We start from the raw sequence: 17,669 nt of genomic DNA on the forward strand, positions 1-17,669 counted from the left end.
GATCAACGCGGCCATGCCAGCGGCTGTGCGGATGTGTTCTCGATCAATGGATCGTCACTTTAATACAAATCATTCGTATTGCAAGTCGTGGTTCGCTTTTAATTGCTTTTTGCTGATGCGCAAAGGCATCACCGACACGATCAGAGAGATCGTGTTCCGCAGGAGGAGAGGAGAAACCAGTGGGAATGGATGGGCGAGACAGCCCTCTCGAGGCCACCTTGCCTATCTACGGGGGGTCAACCGTCAGCCGGTGCCCCGCTGCGGTGCCGATGTGGAGCGTAAAGCGCCGCAATCGCGAGCACGAGACCGGAAACCGTGGCGATCATGCCGGCCGCACTCACCGCGTCGTCGGCGCCCAGCCACAGCGGGCCGTAGCCCGCGGCGACGTAGCCGACTACCGCGGAGAAGATCGCGAAGGCCACCGACCAGAGCACCTGGTGCTCAAGACGGTTGGTCATCAGACGGGCTGCCGCTGGCGGGCAGATGAACATGGCGATGACGATGATCGAGCCGACCGCGTCGAAGGCGGCCACGGCCGCCACCGCGGCCATGATCACGAGAGCGAAGCCGATCAGGTTGGTGCGCATGCCCAGTACGCGGGCGAAACCCTCGTCGAAGGTCGAGATCTTCAACGGTCGCCAGAAGACCACGGTGAAGACCAGCATCAAGGCCGCGACGATCGCAATGCGGGGCAGCTCGGGCGGCAAGCCCGCCAGGGCCACCGGATCGAGCAGCGACCCCCAGCCCCGCGCCTCCACCCAGATCAGGCTCTCGAGGTTGCCGTAGAGCGCGTGCTGGACGTCGAGGTGCACCGAGGAGGTATCCGACTGTTCCAGCAAGAGCACACCGAAGGCGAACATCGAGGTGAAGGCCACGCCCATGGCCGCCCCCGGCTCGATCCGCCCCAGCCGCCGGATCAGCTCGATCAGCAGCACGGCGACCACCGCCGCGCCGGCCGCACCGGCCATCATCGCCCACGAACTGACCGTTCCGCTCAGCAGGAATCCCACCACAATCCCGGGCAGCACCACGTGGCTGATGGCATCGCCGATCAGCGCCTGACGCCGCAGCACCAGGAAGTTACCCGGCAACGCACAGGCGACGGCGGCGAGCACACCAATCAGGATCGGCACGAGCGAGAGCATCACGAACTCGGCTCCCATCACGCACAGCCCTCCCCGGCCTCGGCGAGTTGCCGGTCTATTTCGCGGATCTCGTCCTCGGTGAGCACCATCTCGATAGGACGCAGGCCGTCGTAGCGTGACACCGTCGCCTCGTGCGAGTGCATCCGTCGGGCGATCGCCCAGCGCGACTCGTCGCGGCAGGCCTTGGCCGCACGCAACCGGCCGAGCTCGGTGGGCACGCCGTCGGGACGGGCCAGGCCGGCCCGGACTAGCAGGTTGAGGGTATAGCGTTCGTAGATGGGCAGATCCTGGGCGATCGCGAGCAGACCCTGGCGCAGATGGATGCGGCGCTGCTGACGATGGTGGCGCAGCCAGCCGACCAGCAGGCCGCGACCGGGCGCGAACAACATCGAGAGCGTGAACAGGGCAAAGGCCGTCAGGACGATGATGGGGCCGGTGGGCAGCGCCGGCGCGGTGGCCGAGACGGCCGCGCCGATGAAGCCCGACAGACCGCCGAAGACGCCGGCAATACCGAGCACGCGGTCACTACGATCGCTCCAGAAACGAGCGGCCACCGGCGGGATGATCAGCAAGGCGACGATCAGCACCAGCCCGACCACCTTCAGCCCGATGATGGTCACAGCCATCACCAGCCCCATCATGGCGAGATCCACTCGGCGCACGTCGATGCCCGAAGCGGCCGCGAACCCGGCATCGAAGGCGACCAGCGTCATGGGCCGACGCAACGTCCAGACAGCGAGCACCGCCAGTGCGCCTGCCACCGCGATCAGTACCGCATCGCCGAAGAGCATGCCGGCGGTCGCCCCGAGCAGGAAGTCCGCCAGCCCCGCAGGCCGACCGATCGAGACCGTCTGGATCACGGTCAGCAGCACCACGCCGAAGCCGAAGAAGACCGACAGCACCGCACCGATGGCGGCATCCTCGGCCAGGCGCGTGTGCCGGGTAAGCCAATGCATGGCCAACAGCCCCGCCCCGGCCGTCAGCGCCGCACCCAGCATCAGTCCGGCCAGGTGGCGGCCGTCGCCCCCGAGGGCCGCCATCACCAGGAAGGCGAGCCCCACGCCAGGCAGGGTCGAATGGCTGATGGCATCGGAGACCAGCGCGCGCTTGCGAAGGAACAGGAAGGTCCCGGCCGCGCCGGCGGCGATGCCGAGCAGTGCCGCACCGATGGCCACCAGCGTGGCGTTGTAGCCCAGCTGCAGGGTGAGCGCCTCGAGCAACATCAATGACCGCCCAGTTGGAGCTGATCCATCAGATTCGCGGCCAGCCGTCCCCCATAGGCACTCTGCAGGTGTTCCTCGGTGAACGCCTCGGCGACCGGCCCTTCGGCGACCTTGTGGACGTTGATCATCATGACGTGATCAAAGTAGTCACGGACGGTGGAGAGATCGTGATGCACGGCGACCACCGTTCGCCCCTCGGCCTTGAGGGTCTTGAGCACGTCGATGATGGCCCGCTCGGTGGCCGCATCCACGCCGGCGAACGGCTCGTCCAGCAGGTACAGGTCGGCCCCCTGGGCCAGCGCCCGGGCAAGAAAGACGCGCTGCTGCTGACCACCGGAGAGCTGGCCGATCTGGCGGTCGGCGAAGTCACGCATGCCGACCCGGTCGAGGCAGTCGAACGCTCGCTGCCGATGACCGGCATTCACCCGACGCAACAGGCCGAGTTCACGCGCCAGTCCCATCAGCACCACGTCGATCACCCGGGTGGGGAAATCCCAGTCGACCGAGGCGCGCTGCGGAACGTAAGCGATCCTTCGGCGGCTTTTCGCCAGCGGCCGCCCGTAGACCGTCACCACCCCCGACAGGCGCGGCACGATGCCGAGCACGGCCTTGAGGGTGGTCGACTTGCCTGCCCCGTTCGGGCCGATGATGGCGGTCATCGATCCGTCCTCGATCGTCATGTCGAGCGAGAACACGGCCGGCTTCTGGCCATACGAGACCGTCAGGCCACGAACGGCGAGCGGCTTGTCCGACAGCTCGGCCAGCGGGGCGGCCGCGACCTCCTCGCCTCGGCCGAACGGCATGCGCAGGCTCATTGCGTTCCCTCGCCCAGCCGGCCCTGCATGCCGTCCTCCGGCGCTTGCCCGCCCAGGGCTCGCACGATGGTGGTGACGTTGTGGTCGATCATGCCGAGATAGGTGCCCTCGTAGGTCCCCACCGTCCCCATGGCATCCGAGTAGAGCGTGCCGGCGACACGCACCTCGTGACCGCGGGCGCCGGCACCCTCGACCAGGGCACGGACATTGCGCTCGGGTACCGAGCTCTCGACGAACACCGCCCCGATGTCGCGCTCGACCAGCAGGTCGACCAGATCTCGGATGCGACGCAGGCCGGCCTCGGACTCGGTCGAGATGCCCTGGATGCCGATCACCTCGAAATCGAAGGCTCGCCCGAAGTAGGCGAAGGCGTCGTGGGCGGTCAGGAGCACACGGCTGTCGGCGGGCACGCTCGCCGTCGCCTCCTCGGCATAGGCGTTCAGGCGCTCGATTGCGCCCAGGTAAGCCTCGGTACGTTTCTCGAAGCGCCCGGCCTCGGCCGGCCGAGCCTCGACCAGCGCATCGCGGATGGCGATCACCACGTCTTCCCACAGGTTCGGGGCCATCCAGACGTGCGGATCGAACTTGTTCTCGTAGTCCGAGTGACCAAGCAGTCGCTCCCGGGGCAGCACCTCGGCCACCGCAACCACCGACTGGCGGCGGGAGAGGCGGTGCAGGAATTTCTCCATCTGGGCCTCGAGATACAGGCCGTGCGACAGGACCAGATCGGCCTGGGCGAGCGCGACGATATCGCTGCGGGTCTGGCGATAGCTGTGCGGGTCGACTCCCGGCCCCATCAGACCCTTGACGCTGACCGCCTCACCGCCGATCTCGCGGGCGGCATCGGCGATCATGCCGGTCGTCGCGACTACCGCAAGCGGCTCCTCGGCCGGGGCGACGGGCGCGAGGAACACGGCCATGAGAAACGCCGCAAGCCGCCAAATCGGCGCAACACGCCGCCTGTCCCGGCTCCCCGGCCGGTCCACGGAAATTTCCGCTGTTCGCATGTCATCGTTCCAAAAAGTTAGATAAGACTAACTCTGCACTTTAGCGATCCCTCCACCTTGGCGTCAATGCCTCAGCGTGGCGTTGCGGTTTGCACCACCGTGGGGCATCGGGCGTAGAATCCGACGCCCGCTTCACAGCCAGGGAATTCATTTCATGGTCGAGCACCTCCGGAGATTGATCGGCCCCGGCACCACCATGGTCGGGTGGCAGGAAGTCGCCATTGCCGGTCTTGCGGCCGTGGCCAGCCTGTGGGCCGTGCACGCGGTAAGCGCGAGCCTGGTGAGCCCCGATGCCGCCCTGTTCCTGGTCGGCTCGATGGGGGCGACGGCGGTGCTGCTGTTTGCCGTGCCGCATGGCGCCCTATCCCAACCATGGCCGCTGTTCGGCGGCCACCTGGTGTCGGCGGTGATCGGGGTGGCGGCCGCCGACTGGATTGCCGACCCGGCGTTAGCGGCCGGCGTGGCCGTCGGCGGTGCGATCGCTGCCATGCAGCTGCTCCGCTGCATCCACCCGCCCGGCGGCGCAACGGCCCTTGTCGCCGTGATCGGCGGCTCGGCGGTGCACGATCTGGGTTACGGCTACATCCTGCTTCCGGTACTGACCAACGCGACGATCCTGTTCGCGCTGGCGGTCGCCGCAAACTACCCGTTCCGCTGGCGCCGCTATCCGATCGGCCTGGCACGCTGGGACGAACCACCCGCCCCGCCGCTGACCTCGCGCCACCTGCAGGCGGCGGTGCGCGACCTCAACGTCGTGGTCGATATCACCCCGGCCGAGCTGGATGCGATCGCACGCCGCGCCCTAGCCCATGCCACCGAGGACGATGCCTCGGTGCGGCTACCCATAGGTGAGCGGCATGTCCACGCCGAGGCAGGTGAGGCGGTGACCATCCACAAGCGGCTGGACGACGACGGCGAGCCGCGGGGTCGCGGCTATATCACGTTGAACGTGCTGGGACGGGACCGGCGCCGGGAAACCGGCCGGGACTGAGGCGACGGACAGCGCCTATTTCTGCGGCTCGCGTACCCGCAGGGCGGCCCGGCCGTTTTCGGTGGAGAGCTGGTTGGTGATGTGGCAGAAGAGCTTGGCGGTCATCTGCGCATCGTAGAGCGCACCGTGGGCGCGGCTGTTGTCCCAGTCGAAACCCGCGGCGGTGCAGGCGCGCGCCAGCACGGTCTCGCCGACGGCCACGGCGGCCGCGGTGACCGTGTCGAGCGTGGAGAAGGGATGGAAGGGGTTGCGCTTGTAGCCGGTGCGCTCGCAGGCAGCCTTGACCACCGCCAGATCGAACGGGGCGTTGTGCCCCACCAGGATCGCGCGACGGGCATTGAGTGCCTTGACCTGGCGACGGATCGGGCGGAAGAAGTCGGACAGCGCGGCCCGCTCCTCGAGGGCCTCGCGCTCGGGGTCGTCCGGATCGATACCGTGGATCTTGATCGAGACCGGATCGACCTCGGTCAGATGACTGGGATGCACCGAGACGGCAATCTCCTCGGTCGGGTACAGCAGGCCGTGCTCGTCGACGTCGAGCAGCACGGCCGCCAGCTCCAGCAGCGCGTGCCCCTGCGGGTCGAGCCCGCCGGTCTCGACGTCCACCACCACCGGCACGAAGCCGCGGAAGCGGCGCGCGATGGTCCAGTCGGACTGTTCGGCGGCCTCGCTCATCGCAGGCTTCAGTCGAGACCCAGCCGGCCCCGCCAGGAGCCCACCGTGTTGTGCATCAGCATGGCGATGGTCATCGGCCCGACCCCGCCCGGCACGGGCGTGATGAAGCCGGCCCGGGCCGAAGCGGCCTCGAAGTCGACGTCGCCGTGCAGCGTACCGTCCTCGCGGCGATGGATACCGACGTCGATCACGATCGCGCCCTCCTTGATCCACTCGCCTTTCACCAGACCCGGCTTGCCGGCGGCCACCACGACCAGGTCGGCACGCTGGACGTGCGCGGCCAGGTCGTCGGTGAAGCGATGGCAGACGGTCACGGTCGCCCCGGCGAGCAGCAGCTCGAGCGCCATCGGCCGGCCGACGATGTTCGATGCCCCGACGATGACCGCCTCGATGCCGCGCAGGTCGCGCCCGGTCTCCTCGAGCAGGCGCATCACCCCGTAGGGCGTGCAGGGCCGCAGGCCCGGCTGACGGATGGCCAGCCGACCGATGTTGGTCGGGTGGAAGCCGTCCACGTCCTTGTCCGGGTCGATACGGTTGATGATCGAGTCGGCGCTGAGGTGCTCGGGCAACGGCAACTGCACCAGAATGCCGTCCACGCGCTCGTCGGCATTGAGCTCGTCGACCAGCGCGTCGAGCTCGGCCTGGCTGATGCTCGCATCGAGGTCATGCGAAAACGACTCGATGCCGAGCTTGGCGCAGGCCTTGCGCTTGTTGTTCACGTACACCGACGAGGCGGGATCACCGCCGACCTGCACCACCGCCAGGCCTGGCGGGCGGTGACCGTTCTCGGTATAGGCGGCGATGGTCTCGGCAAGCCCGGCGCGCACGGTGGCACCGACAGCTCGCCCATCGAGAAGTCTTGCAGTCATGGGACGCGTCACATGCGGGGAAAGGCGCGATTGTCGCACGCGCCCCGGGACGACTCAACGCCGCCCGAGACCTCGTGCCCGGCTTCGCTAGTCGGCCGCCACCGACAGGTAACGGGTGGGCGACGGCGCCGGGCGGCCGATCAGGAACCCCTGGGCGTAGTCGATGCCGAGGTGGTGGACCTGCTCGAGCACCTCCTCGCTCTCGACGAACTCCGCCACCGTGTGGATCGACAGCTCCCGGGCCAGCTCGGCGATCAGGCGGACGAAGGCGAGATCGCGCGGGTCGCTCATCAGGTTGAGGATGAAGTCGCCCTCGATCTTGAGGAAATCGATCGGGAAGTGCTTCAGATAGTGGAACGAGGAGAAGCCCGAGCCGAAATCGTCGATGGCGAACTTGAAGCCCTCCAGGCGCAGCTCCTGGACGAACTTTTCCAGCAACTGGATGTTCTTGACCGTATCGCGCTCGGTCAGCTCGAACACGATCCGCTCCTTGGCCACCGACGTCCGCTCGACCAGCCCGCGAACCGTGGGCAGGAACTCCGCCAGTACCAGCGCCCGCGGCGAGAGGTTGATGAACACCATCCCCTCGAAGCCGCTGCGATCGACCTCGGCCAGCGCCTTTTCGATCATGATGTAGTCGATCCGGTCGATCACGCCCATCTTCTCGGCGATCTCGATGAACTCGCCGGCCCCCATGACGGTGTCGCCCAGGTCGATGCGCGAGAGCACCTCGACCGCTTCGATTTCGTCGTCCGCGGTGGCCAGGATCGGCTGAAAGTACGGCACGATGCGGCGCTCCTCGACCGCCCGCTGGATGACCAGCCCCTTTTCGCTGATCGAGCGAAACACGTCCATGACGTCCTCTTCGCTCGGCACGGCGACGCGCGCCTTACCCTCGGCCTTGGCCTTGTACATCATGTTGTCGGCGAACAGGAACAGGTCCTTGGGCTCGACCGCGTGATCGGGGAAGACGGCCACCCCGATGGAGGCCGAGGCGGTGACCTGCTCGCCGTCGGGCGCCGGCAGCGCGATCCGGTCGGTCTCGGCCAACACCCGGTTGGCGATCACGCAGGCCTGCTCGAGATCCGTTTCCGGCAGCACCACCACGAACTCGTCGCCGCCGTAGCGAGCGAAGATGTCGCCACGCTTGAGCGCCTTGCCGATCGCATCGGCGAAGGCCTTGAGGAAGGAATCGCCGAAGGCGTGGCCGTAGCTGTCGTTGACCAGCTTGAAGTTGTCGAGATCGATCAGCAGCAGGGCGAAACGCTGTTCGTGGCGCTGCGCGCGGTCGATCTCGTAGCCGATCAGCTCCCAGAAGACCCGCTGGTTGTACAGGTCGGTGAGCGGGTCACGAGTGGCGTAGTACTCGAGATCCCGGGTGTACTTGAAGATCGCCTTGACCGAGCCGACCACGTTCAGGAGCGTCGACAGCACGCTCTCGATCACCAGCAGACGCGTCTCGTCGTTGACCGTCTCGGCCTGCACCCCGATGCCGACGATGCCGCCGATCTTGGGCGAATCGACCAGCAGCGACTTGACCTGCACCCGGACATCCTCCGGGTCGAGCTCGATCCGGGCTCCCTCGGGGTTGGCGACGTGGTGGTTGATGTGCACCAGGGCCGCGTCGCCGAAGCTCGGGTGGGCACTCAGGGCCGCGCGGACCTCGGCCTCGAGCAACGTCTTGCTGCACTCGGCAGGCGGCGAGCGCCAGAACACGTCCAGGTCGAACAGCTCGTCGTCGACCTTGAAGATCGAGAACAGCGTGTAGGTCTCGATCACCTCGTTGATGTCGGTCATCAGCCGACAGATGTAGTCGTGCCAGTCGCGCACCACCTCGGAGGTGATGATGAACTTCTCGAGGAGCTTGATCTCGAATTCGAGCAGATCACGGTCGACCGCCACGCCACGGAACTTGTCCACCAGCTCCTCGAAGCTGCGGAACACCCGGTTGAGCTCGTCGAAGCCCAGATCCGTATCGCCCAGCGACAGGTTGCGCAGGTCGGCCACCCGGTTAACCTTTTCGGCATTGGCCTCCAGCAACTCGACCGAGTGGGTGATGCGACTGTTGACGAACCAGGTGATCAAACCCGCGCCGATGATCGGCAGCGGCGCGAGCAGCACCAGCCAGAAGAAGAAGTTGTCGCGGGCCTCGGCGATGGTCGCGGAGAAATCCTGCTCGACGTCGATCACGCCCAGCACATCGCCCACCTCGGCGGTCGCATGACAGGAGAGGCACTTCTCCTCGGCCTGGAGGGGAAAGGTGTAGCGGACCGCATGTTCCTTGACGTGTTCGCGGGTCTGGCCGGACTCGAACACCGCCGCGACCGCCCCGTCGATGGGTGCCTGGTCGATCTCGCCGTACTGTTCGGCGACCACGGGGCCGCGAAATATCTCGAGCTCGTAGCCACTGCCGGACAATGCCTCGCGGTTGGCCTGGACAAACCGTTCCAGTTGCTCGCGGCTCCAACCGGTGCTCATCAACTGGTACATCGAGGCGAAGGTCGAGCGCGCCAGCAAATGCGAGTCCTTGAGCGCGCTCTGCTGCACCGACTGATTGAAGATGCTGGAGACGACCAGGTAGGCGCCGCCAAAGAACAGCAGCGAGACGAGCAGGGACATCGCGAGGATGAACGTCTTGATGGTGCGCATGCGGAAGATGTTGCGGTAGCCGTGAATCAATCCGGTTCGCCTCCCTGACCCGGTCGGATGAGCGAATACTAGGGAGGCCCCCACGGCGGCGCAACGCAGCGTTTCACTTGGTTAATGAAATACTTATTAACGCTGAACGCGACTGGGGCGGGAGTCGGTCGCCACAAACGGGAATTGCTGCCGTCCGATCAGGCCGGCTCGTCGGGCGTGCGCACCAGCATGTCGCGCGCCACCCGGCCGTCGCGGGTGCGGCGCATGGGCGGCAGGGCATCGAGGATGGTGCGCCCGTAACCCTTGGTCTGCAGGCGGGGGTCGCACAACACCATCACCCCGCTGTCGGCGGTATCGCGGATCAGCCGGCCGACACCCTGCTTGAGGGTGATGATCGCCTCGGGCAACGCCATGTGGACGAAGGGCACCAACCCCTTGTCCTTGAGGCGCTGCTCGCGGGCGGCGCGCACCGGATCGCCGGGGGCGGCGAAGGGGATGCGATCGATCATCACCAGTGACAGGGCCTCGCCGCGCACGTCCACCCCCTCCCAGAAACTCTGGGTGCCCAGCAGCACGCCATTGCCGGCGGCGCGGAAGTCCTCGAGCAACGCCGACTTGGCGCGCGTGCCCTGCACGAACAGCGGCAGCTCGGTCAGGTGCTCGCCCAGGGTCTCGGCGGCAAGCTTGAGCGCCCGGTGCGAGGTGAACAGCAGGAAGGCCCGGCCACCGCTGGCCTTGAGCAACGGGTAGACCGCTCGCAACGAGGCGAGCGTGTGCTCGCACGCCCCACCCGGCCCGCTAGGCTCGGGCAGGTTCGGCGGCAGGTAGAGCACCGCCTGGTGGGCGAAGTCGAACGGCGACTCCACCTGTTCGCAGCGGGCGTCGTCGAGGTTCATGCGCCGCGTGAAGTGGCTGAAGTCCTTCCCCGCGGCGAGCGTCGCCGAGGTCATGATCCAGGCGCGCGGCGACGACTCGACGTGCGATTTCAGCTGCCCGGCGGCATTCACCGGCGTGGTGTGCAGGGTGAACGAACGCGTGCGGCGTTCCACCCAGCGCACGGCCTGGCCGGCGGCCTCGCTCTTGCCGTCGCGAAACGCGGATAGCTCCTCGCGCAGCCCCTGCGCGCGGCCCAACAGCGTCTGCAGGCCCTTGCCGCGCGGTGCCGCGATCTCCAGTTCACGCACCAGCCCGTCAAGCGCCTCGGCCAGGCGGTCGAGCGCCGCGGTCACCACGGCATCCTCCGCCAGTTCCGTCCAGGGCACCCGGTCGGCCTCGATGCGGCCGAGGGCCTCGAGTACCGGATCGGTGGCCCCCTTGAGGGTATCGGCCGCCTCGGCGAGTCCCGGCTGGTCACGCGCCTCGTGCTTCTGCTCGATCCGGGTGTCGGCGGCCAGATCGCGCAGCTGGCGCGACCCGATCGCCTCGCCAAAGAACATCGAGGCGATCTCCGGCACCTGGTGGGCCTCGTCGAGCACCACCACGTCGGTATCGGGCAGCAGTTCGGCAAAGCCGGTCTGGCGCAGGGCAAGATCGGCACAGAACAGGTGATGGTTGATCACCACGATGTCCGCTTTCTGCGCCCGGTCGCGGGCCTTGACCACGAAGCACTCGTCGTAGAGGGGACAGTCGCGCCCCAGGCAGTTGTCGTTGGTCGAGGTGACCAGCGGCCAGATGTCGTGGTCGTCGGCCACGCCCGGGCAGTCGGCGCGGTCGCCGTCGATGGTGCGAGCGGCCCAGTCGCGCACCCTAGTGAGTGCCCGGGCATCCTCGCGCCGCGGCAGGCGCGCCTGCTCCTCGGCCAGATCCAGACGGTACTTGCAGAGGTAGTTTGCCCGCCCCTTGAGAAGCGCCACCTGCGCCTTGACGCCCAGCAGTTCTCGCATCCGCGGCAGGTCGCGATCGAACAGCTGATCCTGCAGGTGCTTGGTGCCGGTGGAAATCAGTGCCCGCTTGCCGGAGAGCAGGACCGGCGCGAGGTAGCCGAAGGTCTTGCCCACCCCGGTGCCCGCCTCGAGCACCAGGGTGTGCTGGTCGGTGATCGCGTCGCGGATCAGTTCGGCCATGCGCCGCTGCCCGGCGCGCGGCTGGTAGCCCTCGAAGGCATCGGCCAGACGCCCCTCGGGGCCGAAGACCTCCTCCAGCCCCAGCCGGGGGGTGCGTTCGGCCGTTTCGCTCATGCCTGCGCGCGAACGCTCGTCACGGCGGCCGACTGGGCGCCGGCGCGCTCCTCGGCCTCGCGCGCACCATCCTCGTCGCCCTGTGCCCGGCGGGCCTTGGCCACCAGCGACCACGCCGCCGACAACGTCCGGTTGTCGCGAGCGTGCTCGACGGCGCGCAGCGCCAGCTGCTCGGCCTGGGCCGGCTGGCCCTGTGCCAGGCGCACCTGGGCCAGATCGAGCCACAGACGGGCGTTGGTGGGTTCGATCTGCACCGCCCTCTCCAGCGTCGACTGGGCGCCGGCAAGATCGCCGGCATTGCGCCGCTGCTCCGCCTGACGAACCAGGGCGAGGACCGCCGGAGAAGTCCGGGAGGGCTGCGGCGCACTTTCGGGCTCGCTCGGCAACTGCTCCTCACGGAGGGTCGGTTCCTGCAGCGGCGTGGCGCGCACGGTCGGCTCCGGTTCGGGCGCCGGCTGCGGGGGCGGCGTCTGACGGGTCGGCATCGGCGCGCAACCGGCGAGCAACATGCCCGCCACCGCGATCGACAGGAAAGGCCGGCGCCACGCGGCGCCGGCAACGAGTGCTGTTGTGTTCATGCTGTCATCCATTCGGTACGAATCGTTCAGCGAAACCAGTCGAAGAAGCCGCCGCCCCCGGACTGACCGCCCTCACAGGTTTCGGCCATCTCGGGCACGTGGCCGGCGATGAACGGCATCCGCTCGCCGGGGCAACGCTCGGGCACGACGAACTGCCGTTCGGGGTCAACGGGCATCAAGCGTACCCCGCGCGGCGGCTGCCTGTCGCGTGGCTGGTTGTCGAGGCGCTCGAAGGTCGACGCCCACAGCGGCAGGGCCGCGCTCGAGCCGGTGAGGTTGGCCGGCCGGTCGTCGTCGCGGCCCACCCAGATCACGCCGACCCGGTTGCCGGTAAAGCCGGCAAACCAGGCATCGCGGCCATCATTGGTGGTGCCGGTCTTGCCGGCCAGACCGAGCTCCGGCGGGAAGAACTGGTTCAACCGGGTCGACGTGCCCTCGCGCACCACTGTCTGCAGGCCGTATTGCAGCAGGTAGAGCGACTCGCGGTCCACCGCCCGGCGCACATCCAGCGAGTAGCGCGACAGCTCGTTGCCCTCCTGGTCGACCACACTGCGAATAGCCCGCAGCGGGGTGACGAAGCCGTCGCCCGACAGGGTCTGGTACATCTGGGTGACCTCGAACGGGGTCATCCCCATCGAGCCCAGCAGCATCGAGGGATAGAACGGCGAGGGTCTCGGCGCGCCGAGACTCTCGAGCGTGTCGGCCACCGACTCCAGTCCCAGCTCCATGCCCAGGCGCACGCTGGGCACGTTGCGCGAATGCGCCAGCGCCTCGATCAGAGGGGTCGGACCGTGGAAGGTCCCGCTGTAGTTCTCCGGCTCCCAGGTGTCCGACCCCTTCTGCTCGACGGCGATCGGCTCGTCGGCCAGCTCGGTGATCAGGTTGTAGTCCGCCGGGCGCGACAGCGCGGTGAGATAGATCGCCGGCTTGATCAGCGAGCCGATCTGGCGGCGGGCATCGAGCGCCCGGTCGTAGCCGTCGAAGTCCGCGTCCCGGCCACCGATCATCGCCTCGACCTCGCCGGTACTCACCGAGGCGACCAGGCCCGCCGTCTCCAGAATTCCCGTCTCAAGACCGCGGGCTGCCTCGACCTCGTCCAGACGCTCGGTGCTCTGCTCGAGGGCCGCCTGCACCCGCGGGCGCAGGGTCGTAAAGATGTTCAGCCCGCGCGTGCGCAGGTCCTCGGCCTCATACTGCTCGACCAGCTGGCGACGCACCAGATCGACGAACGCCGGATGCCGGGCACGCGACCCGGCCCGTTCGAGCACGCCCAGCGGGCGCGACTGCCATTCGGCCGCGCGAGTCGGATCGACCAGTCCCAGCTCGACCATCACGTCGATGACGAGATTGCGCCGCGCGAGTGCCCGTTCCGGATTTCGGCGCGGGTTGTAGTAATTCGCGCCCTTGACCATGCCGACCAGCAGCGCGATCTGCTCGGGGCGCAATTCGCCCACCGGCCGGCCGAAATAGAAGCTCGCCGCCAGACCGAAGCCGTGGATGGCGCGATTACCGTCCTGACCCAGATAGACCTCGTTGAGATAGGCCTCGAGGATCTTGTCCTTGGAGTAGTGCCACTCCATCTCGAGCGCCATGATCATCTCGGCGAACTTGCGCCGGTAGGTGCGCTCGTGGGTGAGAAACAGGTTCTTGGCCAGCTGCTGGGTAATGGTGCTGCCGCCCTGCACCCGCTCGCCGGAGACCAGGTTGGCAAGGAAGGCCCGCAGGATCGCGGTGGGCACCACCCCGCCGTGGTCGTAGAAGGCGCGGTCCTCCACGGCAAGCAGCGAGTCGATCAGCAGCGGTGCCTCCTCGCGTACTTCGTCGATCGACACCAGCACCCGGTCCTCGGTGCGATTGGGATAAAGCGTGCCGATGGAACGCGGCTCGAGACGGATGATGCCGACCGATTCACCTGCCGGGTTGTCCAGCTCGACCACCTGACCGTCGACGATGCGTGCCTCGACCCGGCGGGCAGGCTGATGACCGTCGGGGAAGGCAAAGGCGCGGCGATGGAACGCCACCTGGTTGCCGCGGCGCTCGAAGGTACCGGTCTCCTCGAGGGACCTGGCCGGCACGTAATTGAGCCGCTCCAGCGACGCCACCAGCTGGTCGATCTTCAGCGCCTGACCGACGTAGACCTCGTCGGGGGCGGCGTAGACGGTCGCCGGCAGGGTGAACAGGGCACCCTCGAAGCGCTCGGTTACCCGCTCGTTGAGGTACCACGCCCAGGCGGCCAGCAGCGGCAGGCCGATGGCCGCAAGCAGCAGGCCGGCACGCAACGCCCATCCGAACAGGCGCCGGCGCCAGCCACGTTGCGGCGCCCCCTTGCTCGTCCGACGCTGGCTTGTCCGGCGCTGAGGTGCCCCCCGCTTCTTGTTCGGAGTGCGCCGTGCCTTGCCCTTACCGCTTCCCTTGCTGGATGCCACCGTCAACCCACACTGTTACACTTGGTGAATGATCCCGGCCGCATGCTGATGCGGCCGGAGCGCCAGTCTATCAGGCCGGAAAGACCGACGGAGCGGCCTCCGGCAAGCCCGTTTGCACGGACTGGTCGCCAACCCATCGACGCCAACCAGGAGCGCCCATGGCCGAGCACCCGCAAGAGCGACTGATCGAACGGTTCAAGGAGAACCTCGCCGAAGGCGACCCGTCCCTTGAACACCTGCAGACCCACATCTCGCACGTGTTCCTGACGGGGCCCTGGGCGTACAAGGTGAAAAAGCCGATGAACTTCGGCTTTCTCGACTTTTCCACCCTCGACCGCCGTCGCCACTTCTGCGAGGAGGAACTGCGCCTCAACGCCCGCCTCGCCCCCGAGCTGTACGACACGGTGCTGGGCCTGGATGCCGACGGCAAGCTGATCGAGGCGAGTGACGCGGCCGACGAATTCGTCATCCGCATGCGTCGCTTCGACCAGGCCGACCGTCTCGACCACCTCGCCCGCCGCAAGGGTCTGGACGAGGAACTGGTCGACCAGATCGCCGATCAGATCGCCGCGTTCCACGACCGGGCCGAGGTCGCGCCGGCCCAGACCCACTTCGGCACGCCCGAAACGGTCTGGGCGCCGATGCAGCAGAATCTCGAGCAGATCGGGCCGCTACTGGAGACCGACGCGGACCGCGAACGTCTCGCCGAGATGGATCGTCTGTCCCGCGCCGCCTTCGAGGCAATCCGCCCGACCATCGAGCGCCGCAAGCGCGAAGGGCACGTCCGCGAGTGTCACGGCGACATGCACCTGGCCAACATGGCATTGCAGGACGGGAATGTGACCATCTTCGACGGCATCGAGTTCAACGACGAGTTTCGCTGGACCGATACCGCCAATGATCTCGCCTTCGCCCTGATGGACCTCAACAAGCGGCGTTTCATCGCCGCGGCCCGCCAGCTTTTGAACCGCTATCTCGAGATCAGCGGCGACTACGAGGCCCTGCCGACCCTGCGCTACTACCAGGGCTACCGCGCGGCGGTGCGCGCCAAGATCTCGCTGCTGAGCCTGCGCGACGGCATGCCCGACGAAGAACGCGACGCCGCCTGGCAGGACTTTCGCGAGTACATGGACCTGGCCAACGCCTTCTTCACCCCGAGCGAGGGGCAGATCTACATCACCATGGGGGTCAGCGGCAGCGGCAAGTCACTGGTCAGCCAGGAGCTGGTGATCGGCCGCGGTGCGGTGCGAGTGCGTTCGGACGCCGAACGCCAGCGCATGTTCACGGATCCGGCCGAACGCTACACGCAGATGGCCAGCGACCGCACCTACGAACGCCTGGCGGAGATCGCCCGGCTGGGCGCGCAAAGCGGCTGGCCGATGGCCGTCGACGCGACGTTCCTCGAGCGGGCGCGCCGCGCCCAGTTCGAGTCGCTGGCCGAGGAGATCGGCACGCCGTACACGATCCTGTTCATCGAGTGCGACAACGAGCAGCTCCTGAAGTACCTGCGTGACCGCCAGGCCCACGGCGGCGACATCTCCGAAGCCGACGAGCAGGTGCTCGAACACCAGCTGCAGAAGCTCGAGCCCCTTGGCCCCGACGAGGCCAGGCATTGCGTGCGCCTGAAGTGCGACGTGCCGTTCGGCGCCCAGATCGCCGAGCGACTGGGCTAGCCGGCCGCCCTACTCCACCGCCTCGACGCTCGCCCCACCCCGGACCGCGTCGACCGCCAGCCGGTACATGTCGATATCCAGCGGCGGATCCGGCTCCTCGCCGTGGAGGATCTCGTCCACCTCATCGGGCGATCGTGCGGTGCCCAAATAACGCCAGTGCCGAAACAGGTGCCGCTCCTCCCGGCCGTCACGCGACTCGAGGATGGCGATGGCGCCTGTGTACGGCCAGGCCTCGAAGGCCAGCGGCGCCAACGCCTGCTTGAGGCGCAGCCGGTGGGCGATCTCCGGCTCGGCACCGGCGCACAGCCCGCGGCAGGCGCCGATCTGGTGGGCGAAGCAGGCCCGCCCCTTGCCCGACTCCAGCCCGAGAAACTGCGGGCACAAGCCGTGCTCGCGGGCCAGCTCGGTCAGCCGTTCACGTCCCTTGTGACGTGAGCGGAACATGCCGTGGGCGCGGTGCAACTCATCCGGCTCGATCTCGTCGATTGCCCGCAACTCCGGCGGCCGGTCGGCCTCGTCGTCCCAGTACCAGGTCAGGAGCGAGCGTTGCGCGCGCAGACGGCGATTGAAGATCGGGCGGTCGCGCTTGACCAGCCAGGCCTCGGTCAGCAATGCCCCGAACTCACCGGCGGTCTCGATCCAGTCGATGTGATGGGTCTGCTGGGCAATGCGCATCTCGCGATCGCTGCGGTGATCGCCGGCGAAGTGCGCACGCACCCGCGAGCGCAGGTTGACGCTCTTGCCGACATACAGCAGCGCGCCTTCCTCGCCATAGAATCGATACGTGCCCGGCACGGCCGGCATGGCATCCAGAATCGCCGGGTCGAGGTTGGGCGGCGTGCTCGCCCGCGGCGCCTGCCGCGCGAGGGCCTCGACCACCGCCTCGTTCCCGTCACGCTCGATGAAACGCGCCAGCAGGGCCGGCAGCGCCTGGCAGTCGCCCATCGCCCGGTGACGATCGCCGACCGGCAGCTGGTGACGGCTGATCAGGCTGTCGAGATTGTGTCGGCGCTCGCCACGGTCGAGGCGACGCGACAGCTTGACCGTGCACAGTTCGCGCAGGGTCAGCACCCGCCCCGCCGCGCGGAAGGCGTTGCGCAGGAACCCGGCATCGAAGCGGGCATTGTGCGCCACCAGCCAGCGCCCCTCCAGCCGCTCGGCGACCGCGTCGACCAGACGGACGAACGCGGGCGCACCCTCGACCATGGCATCGGAAATACCGGTCAGGCGGGTGATGGTGGGCGGGATGGCAACGCCGGGATCGACCAGGCTCTGCAGCGGTTCGCCGACCACCCCCTGATCGACCGGGATGATGGCGACCTCGGTGATCCGGTCGCGGGTCGGGCGCGTGCCGGTGGTCTCGAGATCGACGAAGGCCAGACGGTCAAAAGGCGCTGGCAGCGATGCCAGCGCCTCGATGCGCTCTCCGGGTTGGGGAAGGCCGGTCAAG

The 17,669-nt window shown here is 67.8% G+C and carries 13 protein-coding genes; 2 read left to right on the forward strand and 11 right to left on the reverse strand.

What is annotated here, in order from left to right:
• Nucleotides 1–236 precede the first annotated feature (236 nt).
• The 4 genes from AWR35_RS02785 to AWR35_RS02800 are packed head-to-tail and all read right to left on the reverse strand — an operon-like array spanning nucleotide 237 to nucleotide 4,103.
• Nucleotides 237–1,163: a metal ABC transporter permease gene (locus AWR35_RS02785; RefSeq protein WP_197408113.1), complete on the reverse strand. Its 927-nt coding sequence runs from the start codon at nucleotides 1,161–1,163 to the stop codon at nucleotides 237–239.
• The gene (locus AWR35_RS02790) at nucleotides 1,163–2,368 is read right to left on the reverse strand and encodes a metal ABC transporter permease (RefSeq protein ID WP_058574447.1); all 1,206 of its coding nucleotides are present in this window, start codon (nucleotides 2,366–2,368) and stop codon (nucleotides 1,163–1,165) included. The genes AWR35_RS02785 and AWR35_RS02790 overlap by 1 nt, the downstream gene beginning before the upstream one ends.
• Nucleotides 2,368–3,183, reverse strand: coding sequence for a metal ABC transporter ATP-binding protein (locus tag AWR35_RS02795; protein WP_282096948.1), 816 nt, complete (start codon nucleotides 3,181–3,183; stop codon nucleotides 2,368–2,370). The genes AWR35_RS02790 and AWR35_RS02795 overlap by 1 nt, the downstream gene beginning before the upstream one ends.
• Nucleotides 3,180–4,103: a zinc ABC transporter substrate-binding protein gene (locus tag AWR35_RS02800; RefSeq protein WP_197408114.1), complete on the reverse strand. Its 924-nt coding sequence runs from the start codon at nucleotides 4,101–4,103 to the stop codon at nucleotides 3,180–3,182. The genes AWR35_RS02795 and AWR35_RS02800 overlap by 4 nt, the downstream gene beginning before the upstream one ends.
• 241 nt (nucleotides 4,104–4,344) lie before the next feature.
• On the opposite strand from AWR35_RS02800, the gene AWR35_RS02805 reads away from it, so the two are divergent.
• A complete protein-coding gene (locus tag AWR35_RS02805; RefSeq protein WP_058574449.1) occupies nucleotides 4,345–5,181 on the forward strand; it encodes an HPP family protein in 837 nt (278 codons plus the stop codon).
• 15 nt (nucleotides 5,182–5,196) lie between these two features.
• Here the strand turns inward: AWR35_RS02805 and rnt are convergent, their stop codons facing one another.
• From rnt to mrcB, 6 genes are all read right to left on the reverse strand, one after another.
• A complete protein-coding gene (gene rnt, locus AWR35_RS02810) occupies nucleotides 5,197–5,856 on the reverse strand; it encodes a ribonuclease T (RefSeq protein WP_197408115.1) in 660 nt (219 codons plus the stop codon).
• A gap of 8 nt (nucleotides 5,857–5,864) precedes the next feature.
• Nucleotides 5,865–6,725 (reverse strand): bifunctional methylenetetrahydrofolate dehydrogenase/methenyltetrahydrofolate cyclohydrolase FolD, encoded by an 861-nt coding sequence (gene folD, locus AWR35_RS02815; RefSeq protein WP_058574450.1) that lies wholly within the window; start codon nucleotides 6,723–6,725, stop codon nucleotides 5,865–5,867.
• Nucleotides 6,726–6,812: 87 nt separating this feature from the next.
• Nucleotides 6,813–9,374 carry a bifunctional diguanylate cyclase/phosphodiesterase gene (locus tag AWR35_RS02820; RefSeq protein WP_058574654.1) on the reverse strand — a complete coding sequence of 854 codons (2,562 nt, stop codon included), beginning with the start codon at nucleotides 9,372–9,374 and terminating at the stop codon, nucleotides 6,813–6,815.
• 188 nt (nucleotides 9,375–9,562) lie between these two features.
• Nucleotides 9,563–11,542, reverse strand: coding sequence for an ATP-dependent DNA helicase (locus AWR35_RS02825; protein ID WP_058574451.1), 1,980 nt, complete (start codon nucleotides 11,540–11,542; stop codon nucleotides 9,563–9,565).
• Entirely contained in the window at nucleotides 11,539–12,120 is a 582-nt protein-coding gene (locus AWR35_RS02830) for a tetratricopeptide repeat protein (protein WP_066185057.1), read from the reverse strand. Before AWR35_RS02830 ends, AWR35_RS02825 begins: the two co-directional genes overlap by 4 nt.
• A 26-nt stretch (nucleotides 12,121–12,146) precedes the next feature.
• A complete protein-coding gene (gene mrcB, locus AWR35_RS02835; RefSeq protein ID WP_058574453.1) occupies nucleotides 12,147–14,399 on the reverse strand; it encodes a penicillin-binding protein 1B in 2,253 nt (750 codons plus the stop codon).
• A 305-nt stretch (nucleotides 14,400–14,704) separates the two neighbouring features.
• Here mrcB and AWR35_RS02840 point away from each other — a divergent pair, with 305 nt between their 5' ends.
• Nucleotides 14,705–16,219, forward strand: a complete 1,515-nt coding sequence (locus AWR35_RS02840) for a bifunctional aminoglycoside phosphotransferase/ATP-binding protein (protein WP_058574454.1) — start codon at nucleotides 14,705–14,707, stop codon at nucleotides 16,217–16,219.
• A gap of 9 nt (nucleotides 16,220–16,228) precedes the next feature.
• Here AWR35_RS02840 and AWR35_RS02845 read toward each other — a convergent pair whose 3' ends face one another.
• Nucleotides 16,229–17,668 carry an exonuclease domain-containing protein gene (locus tag AWR35_RS02845; protein ID WP_197408116.1) on the reverse strand — a complete coding sequence of 480 codons (1,440 nt, stop codon included), beginning with the start codon at nucleotides 17,666–17,668 and terminating at the stop codon, nucleotides 16,229–16,231.
• Nucleotide 17,669 lies beyond the last annotated feature (1 nt).

It is taken from the genome of Guyparkeria sp. WRN-7 (genome assembly GCF_001641825.1).
In the GTDB taxonomy this organism is placed as follows: domain Bacteria; phylum Pseudomonadota; class Gammaproteobacteria; order Halothiobacillales; family Halothiobacillaceae; genus Guyparkeria.

Coding starts and splice junctions, on each gene's coding strand:
- AWR35_RS02785 (WP_197408113.1), bottom strand. CDS start 1,163: ATGGGAGCCGAGTTCGTGATGCTCTCGCTCGTGCCGATCCTGATTGGT.
- AWR35_RS02790 (WP_058574447.1), bottom strand. CDS start 2,368: ATGTTGCTCGAGGCGCTCACCCTGCAGCTGGGCTACAACGCCACGCTG.
- AWR35_RS02795 (WP_282096948.1), bottom strand. CDS start 3,183: ATGAGCCTGCGCATGCCGTTCGGCCGAGGCGAGGAGGTCGCGGCCGCC.
- AWR35_RS02800 (WP_197408114.1), bottom strand. CDS start 4,103: ATGGCCGTGTTCCTCGCGCCCGTCGCCCCGGCCGAGGAGCCGCTTGCG.
- AWR35_RS02805 (WP_058574449.1), top strand. CDS start 4,345: ATGGTCGAGCACCTCCGGAGATTGATCGGCCCCGGCACCACCATGGTC.
- rnt (WP_197408115.1), bottom strand. CDS start 5,856: ATGAGCGAGGCCGCCGAACAGTCCGACTGGACCATCGCGCGCCGCTTC.
- folD (WP_058574450.1), bottom strand. CDS start 6,725: ATGACTGCAAGACTTCTCGATGGGCGAGCTGTCGGTGCCACCGTGCGC.
- AWR35_RS02820 (WP_058574654.1), bottom strand. CDS start 9,374: ATGCGCACCATCAAGACGTTCATCCTCGCGATGTCCCTGCTCGTCTCG.
- AWR35_RS02825 (WP_058574451.1), bottom strand. CDS start 11,542: ATGAGCGAAACGGCCGAACGCACCCCCCGGCTGGGGCTGGAGGAGGTC.
- AWR35_RS02830 (WP_066185057.1), bottom strand. CDS start 12,120: ATGAACACAACAGCACTCGTTGCCGGCGCCGCGTGGCGCCGGCCTTTC.
- AWR35_RS02840 (WP_058574454.1), top strand. CDS start 14,705: ATGGCCGAGCACCCGCAAGAGCGACTGATCGAACGGTTCAAGGAGAAC.